This window comes from Carnobacterium sp. (genome assembly GCF_045617425.1).
Classification (GTDB): domain Bacteria; phylum Bacillota; class Bacilli; order Lactobacillales; family Carnobacteriaceae; genus Carnobacterium_B.
Genome location: NZ_JAZLIO010000013.1, coordinates 25,233 through 42,293, shown reverse-complemented (window position 1 = coordinate 42,293; position 17,061 = coordinate 25,233). Strand labels below are relative to the sequence as shown.

Annotated in this window: 16 protein-coding genes, 1 riboswitch and 2 other annotated features; of the genes, 12 read left to right on the top strand and 4 right to left on the bottom strand. The window is 34.2% G+C overall.

Going from position 1 to position 17,061, the window contains the following annotated elements; genetic code table 11:
• Window positions 1-9 precede the first annotated feature (9 nt).
• On the bottom strand, window positions 10-690 hold the full coding sequence (locus ACKI3H_RS06885) for a methionine ABC transporter permease (RefSeq protein ID WP_407371545.1): 681 nt from the start codon (window positions 688-690) through the stop codon (window positions 10-12).
• Between the two features lie 13 nt (window positions 691-703).
• Window positions 704-1,777: a methionine ABC transporter ATP-binding protein gene (locus ACKI3H_RS06880; protein WP_407371544.1), complete on the bottom strand. Its 1,074-nt coding sequence runs from the start codon at window positions 1,775-1,777 to the stop codon at window positions 704-706.
• 55 nt (window positions 1,778-1,832) lie between these two features.
• Window positions 1,833-2,088, bottom strand: a binding site (T-box leader).
• Between the two features lie 56 nt (window positions 2,089-2,144).
• Window positions 2,145-2,419, bottom strand: a binding site (T-box leader).
• A 180-nt stretch (window positions 2,420-2,599) separates the two neighbouring features.
• Window positions 2,600-2,702: riboswitch (THF riboswitch) on the top strand.
• 41 nt (window positions 2,703-2,743) lie between these two features.
• Here ACKI3H_RS06880 and ACKI3H_RS06875 point away from each other — a divergent pair.
• Both ACKI3H_RS06875 and ACKI3H_RS06870 read left to right on the top strand, forming a co-directional pair.
• The gene (locus ACKI3H_RS06875; protein ID WP_407371543.1) at window positions 2,744-3,259 is read left to right on the top strand and encodes a folate family ECF transporter S component; all 516 of its coding nucleotides are present in this window, start codon (window positions 2,744-2,746) and stop codon (window positions 3,257-3,259) included.
• 129 nt (window positions 3,260-3,388) lie between these two features.
• Window positions 3,389-3,856 (top strand): NUDIX hydrolase, encoded by a 468-nt coding sequence (locus ACKI3H_RS06870; protein ID WP_407371542.1) that lies wholly within the window; start codon window positions 3,389-3,391, stop codon window positions 3,854-3,856.
• A 307-nt stretch (window positions 3,857-4,163) separates the two neighbouring features.
• Here the strand turns inward: ACKI3H_RS06870 and ACKI3H_RS06865 are convergent, their stop codons facing one another.
• On the bottom strand, window positions 4,164-4,604 hold the full coding sequence (locus ACKI3H_RS06865) for an organic hydroperoxide resistance protein (protein WP_350452130.1): 441 nt from the start codon (window positions 4,602-4,604) through the stop codon (window positions 4,164-4,166).
• Between the two features lie 163 nt (window positions 4,605-4,767).
• Here ACKI3H_RS06865 and ACKI3H_RS06860 point away from each other — a divergent pair, with 163 nt between their 5' ends.
• Entirely contained in the window at window positions 4,768-4,947 is a 180-nt protein-coding gene (locus tag ACKI3H_RS06860) for a 2-hydroxymuconate tautomerase (RefSeq protein WP_035021281.1), read from the top strand.
• 95 nt (window positions 4,948-5,042) lie between these two features.
• Here ACKI3H_RS06860 and ACKI3H_RS06855 read toward each other — a convergent pair whose 3' ends face one another.
• Window positions 5,043-5,945 carry an ArsR/SmtB family transcription factor gene (locus tag ACKI3H_RS06855; RefSeq protein WP_407371541.1) on the bottom strand — a complete coding sequence of 301 codons (903 nt, stop codon included), beginning with the start codon at window positions 5,943-5,945 and terminating at the stop codon, window positions 5,043-5,045.
• Between the two features lie 256 nt (window positions 5,946-6,201).
• On the opposite strand from ACKI3H_RS06855, the gene ACKI3H_RS06850 reads away from it, so the two are divergent.
• From ACKI3H_RS06850 to ACKI3H_RS06810, 9 genes are all read left to right on the top strand, one after another.
• Window positions 6,202-7,698 carry an alpha-N-arabinofuranosidase gene (locus ACKI3H_RS06850; protein ID WP_407371540.1) on the top strand — a complete coding sequence of 499 codons (1,497 nt, stop codon included), beginning with the start codon at window positions 6,202-6,204 and terminating at the stop codon, window positions 7,696-7,698.
• Between the two features lie 18 nt (window positions 7,699-7,716).
• Complete coding sequence (locus ACKI3H_RS06845; RefSeq protein WP_407371539.1) at window positions 7,717-8,973, top strand: extracellular solute-binding protein; 1,257 nt, start codon at window positions 7,717-7,719, stop codon at window positions 8,971-8,973.
• A gap of 87 nt (window positions 8,974-9,060) precedes the next feature.
• Window positions 9,061-9,981 (top strand): carbohydrate ABC transporter permease, encoded by a 921-nt coding sequence (locus ACKI3H_RS06840; protein ID WP_407371538.1) that lies wholly within the window; start codon window positions 9,061-9,063, stop codon window positions 9,979-9,981.
• 14 nt (window positions 9,982-9,995) lie between these two features.
• Entirely contained in the window at window positions 9,996-10,838 is an 843-nt protein-coding gene (locus ACKI3H_RS06835; RefSeq protein ID WP_407371537.1) for a carbohydrate ABC transporter permease, read from the top strand.
• Between the two features lie 15 nt (window positions 10,839-10,853).
• Window positions 10,854-11,258, top strand: coding sequence for a hypothetical protein (locus ACKI3H_RS06830; RefSeq protein WP_407371536.1), 405 nt, complete (start codon window positions 10,854-10,856; stop codon window positions 11,256-11,258).
• A 58-nt stretch (window positions 11,259-11,316) separates the two neighbouring features.
• A complete protein-coding gene (locus ACKI3H_RS06825; RefSeq protein WP_407371535.1) occupies window positions 11,317-12,735 on the top strand; it encodes a glycoside hydrolase family 43 protein in 1,419 nt (472 codons plus the stop codon).
• 24 nt (window positions 12,736-12,759) lie between these two features.
• Entirely contained in the window at window positions 12,760-13,716 is a 957-nt protein-coding gene (locus ACKI3H_RS06820) for a family 43 glycosylhydrolase (RefSeq protein WP_407371534.1), read from the top strand.
• Window positions 13,717-13,747: 31 nt separating this feature from the next.
• A complete protein-coding gene (locus ACKI3H_RS06815) occupies window positions 13,748-15,196 on the top strand; it encodes an alpha-N-arabinofuranosidase (RefSeq protein WP_407371533.1) in 1,449 nt (482 codons plus the stop codon).
• Window positions 15,197-15,442: 246 nt separating this feature from the next.
• Window positions 15,443-17,050, top strand: a complete 1,608-nt coding sequence (locus tag ACKI3H_RS06810; protein WP_407371532.1) for a xylulokinase — start codon at window positions 15,443-15,445, stop codon at window positions 17,048-17,050.
• The last annotated feature ends 11 nt before the right edge of the window (window positions 17,051-17,061 follow it).

Below are 17,061 nucleotides of genomic sequence, written 5' to 3'. Positions count from 1 at the left end.
CAATGTCATCTAGTGACTCGTTTTTTTAACTAACGTATTTCCTATAAATTGACTAATAAAAACAATCAGTAAAATAATAACGGTTGCGACTAATGTCACATCATTCTGGAAACGATTGTATCCTCGAGAGATGGCTAAATTTCCTAGACCGCCACCTCCAATGGCTCCAGCCATAGCTGTTAAACCAATCAAGTTAATAATGGTTACAGAAGAGACTCGAATAATAGCTGTTAGGCCTTCTTTTAAATACACACGAAAAATGATTTCTAAAGGGCTGGAACCCATAGATTCTGCAGCCTCTATAACGCCAGGATCAACTTCTAAAAGAGCGTTTTGAATTTGTCTTGCAAAGAAAGGCACGGTCCCAATGACCAAAGGGACAATTGCCGCGGTTGTTCCGATTGATGTATTAACAAGAAAACGGGTAAAGGGGACAACTAGAGCCATCATAATAATGAATGGCAAAGAACGAAAGAGATTTACGATTTGATCGAGTAAACCATAAAGCCGCGGTCTTTCTAAAATACCACCACGGTCTGTTACAACAAGAATGACTCCTAAAACTAAACCAAGGATGCCTGCAATCAATCCTGTAACAGTTACCATATACAACGTTTGTAAAGTACTTTCAATAATTTCTTCTTTTAATGGAATAACATTTTCAAAATAGGTTGTAAGAAATTCAGCCATAGTCGTTCACTCCTTAAATAATATAATGGTCTTTTTTTAGTGGGATAACTTGTTGGTGATGGTTAATCAAGGATGCTTTTACGTTTTTAGACTTTAAATAGGCAAGGGCTTTGTCTCTGCGCCCAGGTTCGCCACTTAAGACAACAATCAGATTACCAACAGGTGTTTCTTGTAAAATCTCGACATTCCCAAATAAAATATTGGTGGTAATTCCAAAGCGAGTAGTCAATGTAGCGATTAGTGGATCACTCGTACTCTCACCAACATAAGAAATGTTAGCCAAAACATCATTAGTCTGTAAATCAAGTAAAGTAGGGTGTTTTAAAATATTTTCTAGCGCTTGGTCAACATGAGTAGAAGTGTTGATAAACTCTTTTGTGATCCTTTCTTTAGGTTCAGTGAAAATAGAAACCAAATCGCCTTCTTCAACAACATGACCATTTTCCATAACAGCTACTTTGTTGCAAATTTCTTTTACGACCTGCATCTCGTGTGTGATGATGACGATTGTTAATGCTAATTTTTTGTTCAACTCCTTCAACAATTCTAGAATCGAAAGAGTTGTTTTTGGATCTAAGGCACTTGTGGCTTCATCACATAATAAGACTTCAGGATCGTTGGCTAAAGAACGAGCAATAGCTACACGCTGTTTTTGGCCACCAGATAATTGAGAAGGGTACGCGGAACTTTTATCGGTTAATCCTACAAGCTGTAATAACCCGTCAACTTTTTCTTTGATTTGTGATTTAGTTAAACCCGATTTCCTTAAAGGGTAAGCAACATTTTCAGCAATCGTGCGAGAGCCCATTAGGTTGAAATGTTGAAAAATCATTCCAATTTTCTTGCGCGCAGCCCTTAATTGCTGAGGTTTTAAACTTAATAAATCCTGATTTGAAACAATTACTGTTCCTTCTGTCGGTCGTTGAAGAAGGTTGATGGTACGAACTAAAGTGCTTTTTCCAGCACCACTATAGCCGACAATACCAAAAACATCTCCTTTTTCAATCGTTAACTGAACATTTTCTACTGCTTTTATACTTGTTTCTTTGCCTTCAAACGTAACGCTGACATTGTTTAGTGTAATCATCTATATTCCTCCTTAAAATAGAAAAAACGTTCACCCATTAACCTACTGCTGTAGATTAAAGGACGAACGCTTTACCGTCGTGTTACCACCTTTATTTGAGTTGTTTTCACAAACAACTCCTTATCAAGTACGAGAAAAAAACTTCTGATACTCTAGCACTGTAACGGGTGCGCCCGTGATAGCCTAATGTTTAAAACACTTGGTATCCCACTCAGAGGCCATTTTCTTTTTACTCCTGCAAACCTGTTCTCAGCATTCAGGCTCTCTGTTAGTGCATTTTGTAAAAGTACTTTTCTCTTCATTGCGTTTGATTATGTAGTTGTGAAAATAAAAAGTCCTTACAAAGAAACAAATGAATCCGTTTCTTTGTAAGGACGAAAGTCAGTTATCTGCTTCGTGTTACCACCTTAATTTATAAGTATATTGCTATACTTACCTTATCCAGTACATCAGACTACATCATCTTTTTATACTGTGACACTGTAACGGGTGTTCCCGTAGAAAGCTGACACATTTAAAAGTGTTTTGCTAACTCCACTCAAAGACCATCTTCGGTTCAATCTGACTAACCCATTTTCAGCAACTTACTGGGTTCTCTAAAATAGACAGGTACAAACGTACTCTTCTTTTCATAGTGTTTTATCATCTTTTTATCATATATTTAACTTGTTCTTAATATACAGAAGATAAAAATGATTGTCAATAACTAAATTTAATTTAAAAGAATATAGTTTAACTAGTGGTTTTTGCTACTATCCCAAACAGATAGAATGTGCTATAGTGGATTTGCCTAAAATATCTACTAAATAGGTTAGGTAATATATCAGAGTAGGAGACAAAGCGTTAAGTGTCGTAGGGATGGGATGTTGCCCACGGACGAAAAATTGTTTAGACAATTTGCGGTTTTGTTTTTGCATTCGCTGCATAAGATTTTATGTGTGGAGCTCTTCAAAGGAGATCTTCAAAATGAGTGAGAACAAGTACGATGCAAGAAGTATTTCTAAAATTGGGTTATTAATGGCATTAGAAATTGTATTGACCCAATTTATTTCAATTGAAACACCAATAGTCCGCATTGGTTTTGGCTTTTTGCCAATAGCTATTATAGGTATGCTGTACGGCCCTTGGATAGCAGGAACGGCTTCAGCTATTGCAGATATAGTCGGGACGATTTTATTTGGTGGGGGAGTATTTTTCCCAGGATTTGTTTTATCTGCATTTATCGGAGGAATGATTTATGGTCTGATTCTTTATAAGAAACCAAAATCATTAAAAAGAATCATTATCTCGATTTTGTTGGTTACCGTTTTTGTAAATTTAGGTTTGAATACAATCTGGTTAACCATCATGTTAGATAAAGCTATTCTAGTGATTTTTCCAACACGAGTAGTGCAAAATCTTGTTTTAGCACCGGTTAATATTATGTTATTATACTTTGTTGTTCAAAATAAGACTTTGCGAAAAGCAATTGGAATTGACTAAGGTCTAATTAACTAAATAATACAGCATCCAAACTAAGACAGCTTAAATTTAAGCTGTCTTTCTTTCGTATATATACTATAATATGTACAAGGTTAGAAGATGAGATTTTGATGAGGGTGGGAATGTGGAATGATAAGAGAAACATTTGGAATGAAAATTGAGAATCAAAACTATCGTACGCGTATTGGTGTACATGTTGTGATTTTTGACCCAGAAAAAAAACAAATCTTACTCATGTCACCTCCAAATGGTTCGTTTTTATTGCCAGGAGGAGAGATAGAAGTCAATGAAACGCATGAAGAAACGGCAAAACGGGAATCAATGGAAGAATTAGGTTTTGAAATAGAGCTCGGGGAATTTATTGGTGAGGCTGAGGATTATTATTACTCTAAACATCGGAAGCAACATTATCATAATCCTGCCTATTTTTATACAGCTAAGTCATGGAAATCCATTTGTGATCCGCTAGAGGATTTTAATCGTTTAGAATGGATGACTATTTCTGAAGCGTTAACTAAATTAAAAAGAGGTAGTCATAAGTGGGCCGTACAACAATATGAAAAAACGTACGTGGAGATGAGTCAATCAATAGAATAAGAAACATGCAAAAGGGAGATAAGACAAGATTGATCGACTAGGTCTGTAGTGTGTACTATTAATCAAATGGGACTAGTTTTAGGATTTATTAGATCAATAAGTCTGCTTTATTAATTAAATGGAAACTTATTTGGTGGTTGTTTAATCAATAAACTTATTTCTTAGTTAAACTGAGCTTTATTCGGTATCTATTTAATCAATAAACGTAAATGAAATCACTTCTCACATTGAACGCGTAGTTAGAAAAGGACCGGAATACAAAAAAAGGGAGCTGAGACAACCGTCTCAACTCCTTTTAATCATCGTTTTATTTATCTGCTTCGTAATCAACAGCAGTGACGGTTACGTCGATATTGCCACTCGTAGCTTTTGAGTAAGGACAAAAAGCATGAGCTTTTTCTGCTAATTCTTTAGTAGTTGCTTCATCTTGACCTTCAATTCCAACATCTAATTTTACTGCAAGCTTAAATCCGCCGTCAGTTGGATCGGAATGTAATTCTACAGTTGCGGTAACTTGGCTTTTTCCAGAGACTTTTTCTTCTTTCATCATATGCTCTAAAGCCGAATTGAAACACGCGCTGTAGCCTAATGCGAATAATTGTTCTGGGTTACTTCCTTGTCCAGGACCGCCCATATCTTTTGGAGTCGAAACACGTACAGAAAATGATTTATCTGGTAAATGGCTTTCTCCATTTCGTCCACCTGTATTAATTGCTGTAGTTTGATACATTAATTTTGAATCTGCCATATTTGTAATTCTCCTCTCTAATTATCGTACGTACTAAGTATACTAATAGTGAGGGTAAAACTCTAATAATCTGTTTGGGGCAGCTAAAAATAAAAAACTAGTTGAAAAGTAAAAAATGTATCGCTAAAATTGAGAGAACAATACATGGGAAGGAGAGGGTTTTATGCCATTTGTACATGTTGAATTAGTTGAAGGTCGGACTGCAGAACAAAAAGCAGGTCTAGTTAAAGACATTACGCAAGCAGTAGTAAAGAATACCGGAGCAACAGAAGATCGCGTTCATGTTATTATAGAAGACATGAAAAAAACGAACTACGCTGTTGGTGGGAAATTATTGGGTTAAATTAAAGAAATAAAAGTTGTTGGAATAGGTTTATGTTAAAAGAATACATGAAAAAACCATCTTACTTATATTTTAGTAAGATGGTTTTTTTAAATTTAAGAATAGTACATCTTAAATTTAATATCTTGCGGGTGATTTCCAAAATGTTCTCCAAATAAAGTAGCTCCACCTAAATTTTCGGCATCTTTCTTTACTTCAATTCGTAAACTCCAAATCTCACTTTTCGTATTAATATCTTGAATTGTAAAATCTGATAAAGTCTCGCCATCCATATATGTTCCATGAGAAGTTATTCTTATTGTTTTTAATAACCCATATTGATTTAATTTAGAAGGATACCATTCAGGGTTTAGTTTACCTCTAGTATCCGAAAAGTCACCTGGGCTAGTCCAAGTACCTAATTCACTATCGTTTAAACTAAACGTAATATCAGATGGCCATACATCATTTGAGAATGGAAATTCTGACGAAATTTCCATACTGATTTCAAGTTGTTCTAACTTTTCATCTTCATTTAAAAAATTGGGTGTCTTATATTCTACATAACCTTCAGTAAACCAAAGAATTTGGGCATCCATTCTTTTTGAATCCATAAAAAATTTCGGTTCATCAACTTCTCCGATAAAATCTTTGAGAGTAGCTAGACCACAAGTTGGGGAAACTGAATAATCTGTGTATTGTCCTACTGGAATAGTAGTTTCTCTTGTCTCAAAAGAAGGATAAATTTTTTTGGGAAATAGAATTTCTATGTGATCAACTTTTAATATCGAAATTTTTTGTGATCCTGATTTCCCCGGAATTCGTTCAGTTTTAATTAAGCCAGATGCTTCTAATTTTTTGATGTGTTTTGTTATTACAGCACTACTTAATCCAATAGCTGCAGCGATTTCTTTTATATTCATTTTATTTTTAGAAAGCAATTGAATGATGTTGAGTCTCACAGGACTGGCTAAAGCTTCATAAACAGGTAATGAAGCATCCGATATATCTATTTGCATGAAATCACTCCTAAGTTAATGAATATCTTGATTAGTTAATTTGATATTAGTGTAATGGCTAATAAAATTATTGTCAATTCTTTTTTACGAATAAAGATTAACTAATTAGTTAATCTTTATAAAATAAAAAACAAAACAATTAACCATAAAACTATTGACAGCGATTACATATATGTTTATATTATGTTTATAAACTAATTCTAGAAGATAGTTTTTACAATATAAGATATCAGAAAAAATAGTAAGGAGTAAAAAAATGAAATCAACTTTAGCAATAAGTAAAAATAAAATTATTTCAGAGATTGATCCGCGTTTATATGGATCCTTCATCGAGCATATGGGAAGAGCTGTTTATGAAGGGATTTATGAACCAAAACATCCGAGTGCGAATGAAAAAGGATTTAGGAAAGATGTATTGAGTTTGATTAAAGAATTAAATGTCCCTCTAATTCGGTATCCAGGAGGTAATTTTGTTTCTGGGTATAACTGGGAAGACGGAATTGGACCTGTAGAACAAAGACCACGAAGATTAGATTTAGCATGGCGAACGATAGAAACAAATGAAGTTGGACTTCACGAATTTATGGAGTGGTCTAAAGAAGCTAAAGCCGAAGTAAATATGGCAGTAAACTTAGGTACTAGAGGAATCGACGAAGCAAGAAACTTACTAGAATATTGTAATTTTGAAGGAGGGACCTATTGGAGTGATTTAAGAAAGAAAAATGGGGCTGAAAAACCGTTTGGAATTAAGACATGGAGTCTTGGAAATGAAATGGATGGACCATGGCAAATCGGGCATAAAACAGCTGAGGAGTATGGACGTTTAGCTGAAGAAACGGCAAAAGCAATGAAGTTAGTAGATGATAATATTGAATTAGTTGTGTGTGGAAGTTCGACAAGTAAGATGCCAACTTTTGGTTCTTGGGAAATGACTGTTCTGGAACATGCTTATGAGCACGTAGATTATCTATCACTTCATTGCTACTATGGAAATCCAGAAAATGATCTAGAAAATTACTTAGCTCAATCGTTAGATATGGATCGTTTTATAAAAGGTGTAGTGGCGATGTGTGATGCCATTAAATCTAAAAAGGGAAGCGATAAAAAAATTAATCTTTCTTTTGATGAATGGAATGTTTGGTATCATTCTAATGAACAAGATAAAGAAATCAAGCCTTGGCAAGTAGCCCCTCCTATATTAGAAGATATTTATAATTTTGAAGACGCTTTACTTATCGGATGTCTGCTTATTACCTTATTAAAAAATGCTGATAGAGTTAAAATTGCTTGTTTAGCTCAATTAGTTAATGTAATTGCACCAATTATGACAAATAAAGAAGGGGATGTTTGGAAGCAAACTATTTTTTACCCATTTATGCAGGTCTCAAATTTTGGTAGAGGTGTTGTTTTAGAACCAGAAACTAAGAGCGATACTTATGCTACTAAAGATTTTGATGCAGTTCCGTTTCTTGAAAGTATCGCAACGTATGATGAGCATAAAAAAGAAATAGTTATTTTTGCTGTAAATCGTTCTAAAAATGAACATTTAGACTTTTCAATAAATGTTGAAGGATTTGAAATGGAAGAGATTGTTGAAACTACTCAGATGTCCGGATACGATGTTAAAGAAACAAACCAAGAAAAAGAAAAGGTTAATTTAAGTAAAGGGAATTCAATAGAGCTACATACTAACTCTTTAAAAACAGAATTGAAACCGCTATCTTGGAATGTAATTAGAATAAGTGTTAAATAAAAATATGGAGGTTAAATAATGAACAGGTTTAAAAAATCTTTGCTAACAGGAATTGCTGGTTTGGCATTAGTCACTCTTTCTGGTTGTAGTAATCCCAATACTATTACATTTTGGAATCCTTTGACAGGTGATGATGGTGCTTATATGGATAACATGGTAGAAGCATATAATGAAACTGATCCAGAATTTCCAGTAGAAGCAGTTATATCTCCTGACATGTACACGAAAATTTATACAGTAATGAACTCAGGTGAAGGGGTTCCAGATTTAACTTTAATACATGCGGATAGAGTACCGGGATTTGTAAGATTGGGAATGTTAGAATCAATTGATCCTTTAATGAAAAACAATACAGATTTAAATGCTGATAATTACTTAGAGCAGGCTTGGGTACCTGGTACTGTAGATGGTACGCAATATACTATTCCTTTAGATATACATGGTAGTGCGATGTATTATAATGTTGATCTGCTAGAAAAGTACGGGGTTTCTAATTTTTTAGAGGATGATGTAGTTACATTTGAAGAAATACTTTCATTGGAAGGTAAGTTAGATGAAGGTCAATATGCAATCAACAATGCTTTGATTGAATGGACAACTTTAGCTAATGTAGTAAATCGTGGTGGAAGCATTGAACAAGATGGAAAACCAACGATTGATACACCGGAAATGAAAGAAGTAGTAACTCAGCTACGTCAATTAGCAGAAGCAGGTCTAATTACTCCAAATGGTGAGGATGGTTATGCAATTTTTCAAGGAGGAGATGTCCTATTTTCAACTGATGGAACTTGGACTTCAACAGCACATGATTCAGTTGAAACATTAAACTGGGGTGTAACAAATACCTATGCATTCGAGCCAGGTACATTTAATAACCGTTCATCAGCACATTTGTTCTCAATGTTAGAAAGTGAAGAAAGAACAGATGAAAAAGAACAAGGAATTGCTGATTTTTTAAATTACGTACGCGAAAATTCTATGGAATGGGCTAAAGCAGGACAAATTGTAGCAAGTAGAGATATTTTTGAAGATCCAGAGTATGAACAATATCCACAATCATTCTTTACGTCTTCTGAAGAAGAACAAGAATCTCTTCATATTTTTGAATACGAGCACTATGGTTACGTAGAACAAGCGTTAGCAACAGTATTAGTTGATATGATTTATGGAAATATTGAAATAGAAGATGGTCTAGTTCAAGCACAACGTCAAGTTGAAGATTTAGTAGCTCAAGGTGGAGCAGGAGAAGTAGAAGCAGAAGAAGCAGAAGAATAAGTCACTACGTATTAATAAGCTGAAATAATTTACGGTATCATAGTCACGATACCGTAAATTATTGCATGAGAAAGGATGACATAACTAATGCAAAGTGAAAATTTATTAGTCGCTGAGACTGAAAAGAAGAAAAAGAGAAAGTCGATGAAGCAATTTGCTTTTATTGGACCTCACCTTGCTCTTTTTTTAATATTTATACTTATACCGACAATATACGGTATATATGCATCTTTCACACAGTGGAATCTAATTGGAGAACCGGAATGGGTAGGACTTAGCAATTTTAAAACACTTCTTTTTGATGAAAGTTCAACATTTTATTTTCAACTTAGAAACGGATTAAAGAATACATTATTATTTGTAGGTTTAACGGTACCATTACAAATTTTGATACCATTAACAGTAGCAGTTGCTTTAGAAAATAAAAAAGTAAAATTCAAAAGCTTGTTTCAGGCTATTTTCTATATTCCAGGACTGATCTCAGTGTCAGCAGCAGCTATTATTTGGTTACTGATATTTAATCCACGTTTAGGACCTGTAAATAATTTGCTTAATTCAGCAACAATTTGGATGGTAAATCAACCTAATGCATGGTCTATCATAGTCTTCATGTCCTTATGGGGTGCTATTGGTGGGAACTTAATTATTTATCGATCAGCTATCAGTGGAGTATCAGCTGATTTATATGAATCAGCTGATATTGACGGAGCTGGTCCAGTAAGGAAATTTTTTAGTATTACTTTACCATCTATCCGTTTTCCATTGTTTTACACAGTTGTCATGTCTACGGCTGGAGCATTTAATGTATATGCGCAACCATTAATGATAACAAACGGAGGACCTGAACAATCTACACATGTAATGATGATGTATATCCGTCAACTAGCATTTGGTACTGGGGAGTCAGTTGCTGGTATGGCCTCAGCGATGTCGGTATTGTTAGGACTTGTGATAGTTTCTATTTCAGTTTTTCAATTTATTGTCATGTATCGTAATTCTAAAGGATAGCAAGGAGAGAGAACATGAGAAAAATTAACGTAACAAAGTATTTAGCTTACTTCTTTTTAATAACTTCCTGTGTGGTCTGGGTCTTTCCAGTGCTATTTGGTTTTTTCACCTCTTTTAAAGCTCAAGGAGATATCATGACTGTAGGATTTAGCATGTTACCTGCAAACTGGGTTGTTCAAAATTATATTAGTGTCTTAACTAATACGTCAAGTGCACCAATTGTTCAATGGTTTTTAAATTCATTGGTGATCTCTGGCTCACATACTTTCTTAGTTGTACTTATTGTTTCACTAGCAGCATTTGGATATACTCGTATTGATTTTAAAGGAAAAGAAACATTGTTCTTTACTATTCTTGCATTATCTATGTTTCCAGCGGTTGTTAATATTATTCCATCTTATAAAATTGTCGAAGCACTTGGATGGGTAAATTCACCATTAGCAGTAATTGTTCCAGGATTAGGTGGTGTTGGAAATGTCTTTCTTGTACGCCAATTTATGTTAGGAATTCCTAAAGAGTTTGATGAATCTGCTAGGATGGATGGTGCTTCAGACTTCACTATTTATTTTAAAATTATACTACCTTTAGTTAAACCAGTTTTAATTGTAACAGGATTATTTTCTTTTATAGGATCATGGAATGATTTCTTATGGCCGACAATTGTATTAAATGATGTAAATAAGCTAACTATTACTGCGGGATTACAATTACTTCAAGATTTATATGGTGGATATGCAATGACAGGAGAATTAATGGCCTCAGCTATTATTGCTATGATACCAACAGTTTTACTTTTCTTATTTGCTCAAAAATACTTCATAGAATCAATGAATCTAAATGCTGGTGTAAAAGGATAATAGAGGTGAAAAGGAATGAAAAGGAATATCGAACGAAAATTATTTTTGATAGGATCTATATGGAATATAATCAATGCTTTCATAACAGTCTTTGGGTATTCTATGTGGGTTAGGTCAGAAGGAATAGCTCACTTAAGAACTATCCCTACTAATGAGTTAGAAGTAAATGGAAACTTAGTGGATTCTCTGTTTACTGTTTCAGTGACCTATGGATTACTTCTTTTTGTTATAGGTTTTATAAACGTTTTTATTATAAAAAAAATAGAAGATGGAAAAATACAGAAAAAAATTGTAGTATGGTCAGGAATTTTAGTGTTCTTCTCCTTAATAACTTTAGATGTTATTTCGTTACTTTGCTATTTAATGATGTTTGTAGTGTATCAATCTAAAAATAAGGCTATTCGTTTAGTAGAGGTCTAATTAATTAATTAATGAATAATAAAATTCGATAGAGTGAATAAAACAGAAGGGGATTTACATGAAATATTTTATCATGTTTCTTTTATTGTCAGCTTTATTTTTAGAGGGGTGTTCAGAAACAGAATCTGTGGATCATAACTATGAGGAACCACAATTTAAAAATGCTACAGTACATGATCCATCAGTTGTTTTTGTCAATGATTACTTTTATGTCATAGGTTCGCATTTGGAATTTGCTAAAAGTAAAGATTTAATACAGTGGGAGCAACTTTCAACAAGTGTTCCAACTAATACTTTATTTTCCAATGTCTATAAAGAACTAGCTGAATCTTTTGAATATGCTAAAACAAAAACTCTGTGGGCAGGAGATATTATACAATTAAAAGATGGCAAATTTTATATGTACTATACTGCTGCAGAAGGAACAACCCCTCTTTCAACATTAGGAGTTGCAATATCTGACCATGTAGAAGGTCCTTATAAAGATCTTGGAGTTATATTGAAATCAGGATCTATAAAAGAAAACGGAAAAATGCACGATGCGACAGTTGAACCGAATGTAACTGACCCCCATGTTTTTTTTGATAATGAGAATCAATTATGGATGGTTTATGGTTCTTATTCAGGTGGTATTTACATACTTAAAATGGATGAAGCAACTGGAAAGCCAGAACCGAATCAAGAATATGGAAAAAAATTATTAGGAGCTAATCATAGTAGAATTGAAGCCCCATACATTTTATATAGCCCAGAAACGAGCTATTATTACTTGTTCCTATCATTCGGAGGACTGGATGCAAATGGTGGATATAATATACGTGTTGCCAGGTCAAAAACCCCAGATGGGCCATATATTGATGCCAAAAATCAAGATATGATTGGAGCAAAAGGTGCAGTTGGAAGTTTCTTTGATGATAAAGCAATCGAACCCTATGGGGCAAAATTAATGGGGAATTTTATTTTAGATTCTAATGAGATTTTTTCTACTGCAGGATATGTATCTCCAGGTCATAATTCAGCAATTTATGATCCTAAAGTAAACAAGTATTTTCTGTTCTTCCATACACGCTTTCCGAATAGAGGAGAAGAACACGAAGTAAGAGTTCATCAGTTCTTTTTTAATGAAAAAGACTGGCCAGTTATTGCACCATTGAGATACGCTGGAGAAACTATTCAAATGTATACAGAAAACCAAGTTTTTGGTAAATATCACTTCGTTAACCATGGTACTGATATAACTAATGATATCAAAGAAACTCAATCTATTGAATTAAAGAAAAATGGGGAGATTTCTGGGGAATTAACAGGTAGTTGGAAAATAAAGGATGGCGAATCTGCTTCATTAATAATAGATGATATCGAATACAATGGTGTATTTCTTTCTCAATGGAATGACTATGAGAATAAACCAATCATAACATTTACAGGAATGTCATCTTCAGGAGTATCTATTTTTTGTATAAGAACTACAAACTAATGAAAATAAGGAGTATTTAATAATATGAAAGAAACACTAACGCAATATAAAAATCCAATTGTTTTAGAAAGAGCGGATCCTTGGATATACAAACACACGGATGGCTATTATTATTTCACAGGTTCTGTTCCTGGTTACCAGGAAATCGAAGTAAGAAGAGCTAGGAGCTTAAACGAGTTAGAAGATGGAGAAAAAGCTATTGTTTGGCATGCTCATGAAAATGGAGAAATGAGTAAATTAATTTGGGCTCCTGAAATCCATTTTATACGAGGTAAATGGTATATCTATTTTGCAGCAGCTAGTGACGATGCTACATCTGAGGGAACATTTCAGCACAGGATGTATGTACTCGAATGTGCTGATGAAAACCCTTTAACAGGTGAATGGATTGAAAAAGGTCAAGTGAAAACAGAAACCGAGAGTTTTAGTTTAGATGCTACCACTTTTGAATATAACGATAAATTATATTATGTTTGGGCACAAAAAGATCCATCTATTCCTGGTAATTCAAATTTATATCTATCAGAAATGGAAAATCCATGGACATTAGTTGGAAACCAATTGTTGTTGAGTATTCCTGAATATGATTGGGAAAAAATCGGGTTTTTGGTTAATGAAGGACCGGCAGTCATTATCCGTAACGACAAAATTTTCATTAGTTATTCTGCTAGTGCAACAGATGAAAATTATTGTATGGGATTGTTATGGGCCAATGTAGACGATGATTTATTAAATAAAAATAGTTGGAACAAATTAGAAACGCCAGTATTTATTTCATCTGAAGAGAACTTGTTATTTGGACCAGGACATAATTCATTTACAGTTAGTGAAGATGGTAATGAAGATGTATTGATCTATCATGCTCGGCCAAAAAAAGTTACAGAAGTAGAGCCCTTGGATGTTCCAGATAGACATGCAAATGCACAAGTTTTTACTTGGAATGAAGAAGGCATGCCTATATTTGGAATGCCAGGAACATAAATTAAAAGTGACTAACAAAGGAGAATAAAACATGAATTATATTACTTTTACACCAAAAAGCAAAAAAGCAAAAATCAACAAATATATATATGGACAATTTGCTGAACACCTTGGAAAATGTATTTATGAAGGACTATGGGTGGGAGAAAACTCGGATATCCCTAATGAAAATGGTATTCGCACGGATGTCGTTGAAGCGTTGAAAGAAATTAATGTTCCAGTACTGCGTTGGCCGGGAGGATTATTTGCAGATGAGTATCATTGGAAAGATGGTATAGGACCACGAGAAAAACGAAAAAAAATTGTTAACTCAAATTGGGGCGGTACTGTAGAAAATAATCATTTTGGTACACATGAATACTTCGAACTCTGCAAGCAACTGGGAACAGAAACTTATATTAATGGAAATGTAGGCAGTGGAACCGTTCAAGAAATGCAAGAATGGATTGACTACATGACTTTTCCTGGAGAGTCTCCAATGGCTAATTTACGAAAAGAAAATGGTCAAGAAGAAGGTTGGAATGTGGATTTCTTTGGAGTAGGAAATGAAAGTTGGGGCGGCGGAGGGAACATGCGCCCAGAATACTATGCTGACTTATATCGCCAATATCAGACCTTTGTTCGAAACTATACAGATAGAAAAATTTATAAGATTGCTTGTGGAGCAAATATAGACGATTATAATTGGACGGAAGTGTTAATGAAAAATGCTGCTCCTTTTATGGATGGATTAAGTTTACATCATTATGCTTTGGCGTCTGAATGGGAAGATAAAAGACCAGCAACTGGATTTCCTGATGAGGAATGGTTCTCGTTGATTCATAGCGCGTATAAAATGGACGAATTTATTACAAAACATAGTACTATTATGGATAAATATGACCCTGAAAAACGAATTGGCTTAATTGTGGATGAATGGGGAACGTGGTTAGCCGTTGAAGAAGGAACAAATCCAGGTTTCTTATACCAACAAAATACTATTCGAGATGCTATGATTGCCAGCATTACTCTAAATATTTTTCATAAGCATGCGGATCGTGTTCAGATGGCTAATATTGCTCAGATGGTAAATGTTTTGCAATCGATGATTTTAACGGACGGGGAAAAAATGATAAAAACCCCAACGTATCATGTGTTTGATATGTACCAGAATCATCAAGATGCATCATTAATTGATGCAGTTGGTGAAACCTCAGATACTATCAGCTATACAGCGTCTATAAAAGAAAAAACGTTAACAGTATCGTTATGTAACTATAGTATTACTAATGAAGAGGAAATAGTATTGGAAGTAAATAACGAAAGCTTTGGAAATATAGAAGCTTGGGTATTAGCTGCTAAAACGACAGATGCCCATAATACATTTGAAACACCAGATAATGTACAAAAAGAAATCTATAAAGGTTATTCAATCAATGAATCTAAATTAACACTCAAAATGCCTCCAATGAGTGTGGTTACTATAGTAGCAAAAAATTAATGTAAGCAGAATAGCGAATTTAAAAAATAAAAATGGCTGAGTGATTTTTCATACGAACAGTAGAGTCATTTTTATTTTTTTTTATTGATAATCTGCATAATTTGTTCGTACGTATAGTTATAATTTCGTTGACATGTACGTATAACTATTTTATAATTGTTTTATGGAAAACGGTTGCAATTCAGCAGTAATAAATACTGTTAAATTTTTTAACTGCTACTGTTAAGCGAAAGAGGGGGAAAAGCTTTGGAAGAAAGAAAAAGGCTGATAAAAGAAGCCATTGCTAGAGGGGAAACATCCTTAGGAATTGAATTTGGATCTACTCGCATTAAAGCCGTATTAATTGATCAGGAATTTAATACCATTGCTTCAGGGAGTTACGAATGGGAAAATCGTTTAGAAGAAAATATCTGGACTTATTCACTTACAGACATATGGAAGGGTTTACAAAATTGTTATCAGCTAATGGCTTTAGAGGTAAAAGAAAAGTATGGAGAAACATTAACAACGATTGGTTCTCTTGGATTTAGTGCTATGATGCACGGATATATGGCATTTAATAAGAAAGATGAGTTATTAGTACCTTTTCGTACTTGGCGTAATTCAATGACTGAACAGGCAGAAAAAGAATTGACGACACTGTTTAACTTTAATATTCCTCAAAGATGGAGCATTGCTCATTTGCATCAGGCAATCTTAAATCAAGAATCTCATGTACAAGATATAACATTCTTCACGACATTAGCTGGTTACATCCATTGGAAACTGACAAATAAGAAGGTCTTAGGAGTTGGAGATGCCTCGGGAATGTTTCCGATTGACATAGAGACAAAAAATTATGACGTAAGAATGATTAAGCAATTTAATGAACGAGTAGCAGATAAGAATCACACTTGGAAACTCGAAGAAATCTTACCTCAAATATTATTAGCCGGAGAAGAGGCTGGGTATCTGACAAAAGAAGGTGCAGAACTTCTTGATCCAACCGGAAATTTACAACCTGGCATTCCATTATGTCCACCCGAAGGCGATGCAGGTACAGGAATGGTTGCTACAAATAGTGTTGCTAAACATACTGGGAACGTATCTGCTGGAACTTCGGTATTTGCGATGATTGTTTTGGAAAAAAAATTACAAAGAGTATATCCGGAAATTGATTTAGTAACAACCCCTTCTGGTGATTTGGTTGGTATGGTACATGCAAATAATTGTTCTTCTGATATCAATGCTTGGGTCAAGTTGTTTCGTGAATTTTTAGAAACAGCAGGAATAGAGATGGAAACAGATAAGTTATTTGAACTTTTATTTACTAAAGCGCTTGAAGGAGATAAGGATTGCGGTGGATTATTATCCTATGGTTATTATTCTGGAGAGAATATTACAGGAATAAAAGAGGGAAGACCCTTATTCGTTCGTTCTTCTGAAAGTCAATTTAATTTAGCCAATTTTATGCGTGTTCATCTTTATTCAGCTTTAGGAGCGTTAAAAGTCGGTATGGACATACTTTTAAAAGAAGAGAAGGTCCAAATCAACAAAATCTATGGTCATGGTGGTTTGTTTAAAACAAAAAAAGTTGGACAACAAATTATGGCGGCCGCCATGAATGCTCCCGTATCAGTAATGGATACAGCCGGAGAAGGCGGAGCATGGGGAATTGCTTTGTTAGCAAGCTATATTAAAACAAGGAATGAGAATGAATCACTAGAAGAGTTTCTAGAGAATCAAGTATTTGCAGGTGATACAGGTACGGAAGAAAAACCTCAAAAAGAAGATGTTGAAGGTTTTGAAATCTTTATTAAGCGGTATAAAGCAGGAATCCCTATTGAACAGGCCGCAATTGATCATTTGATTTAAAGGAGGAGACT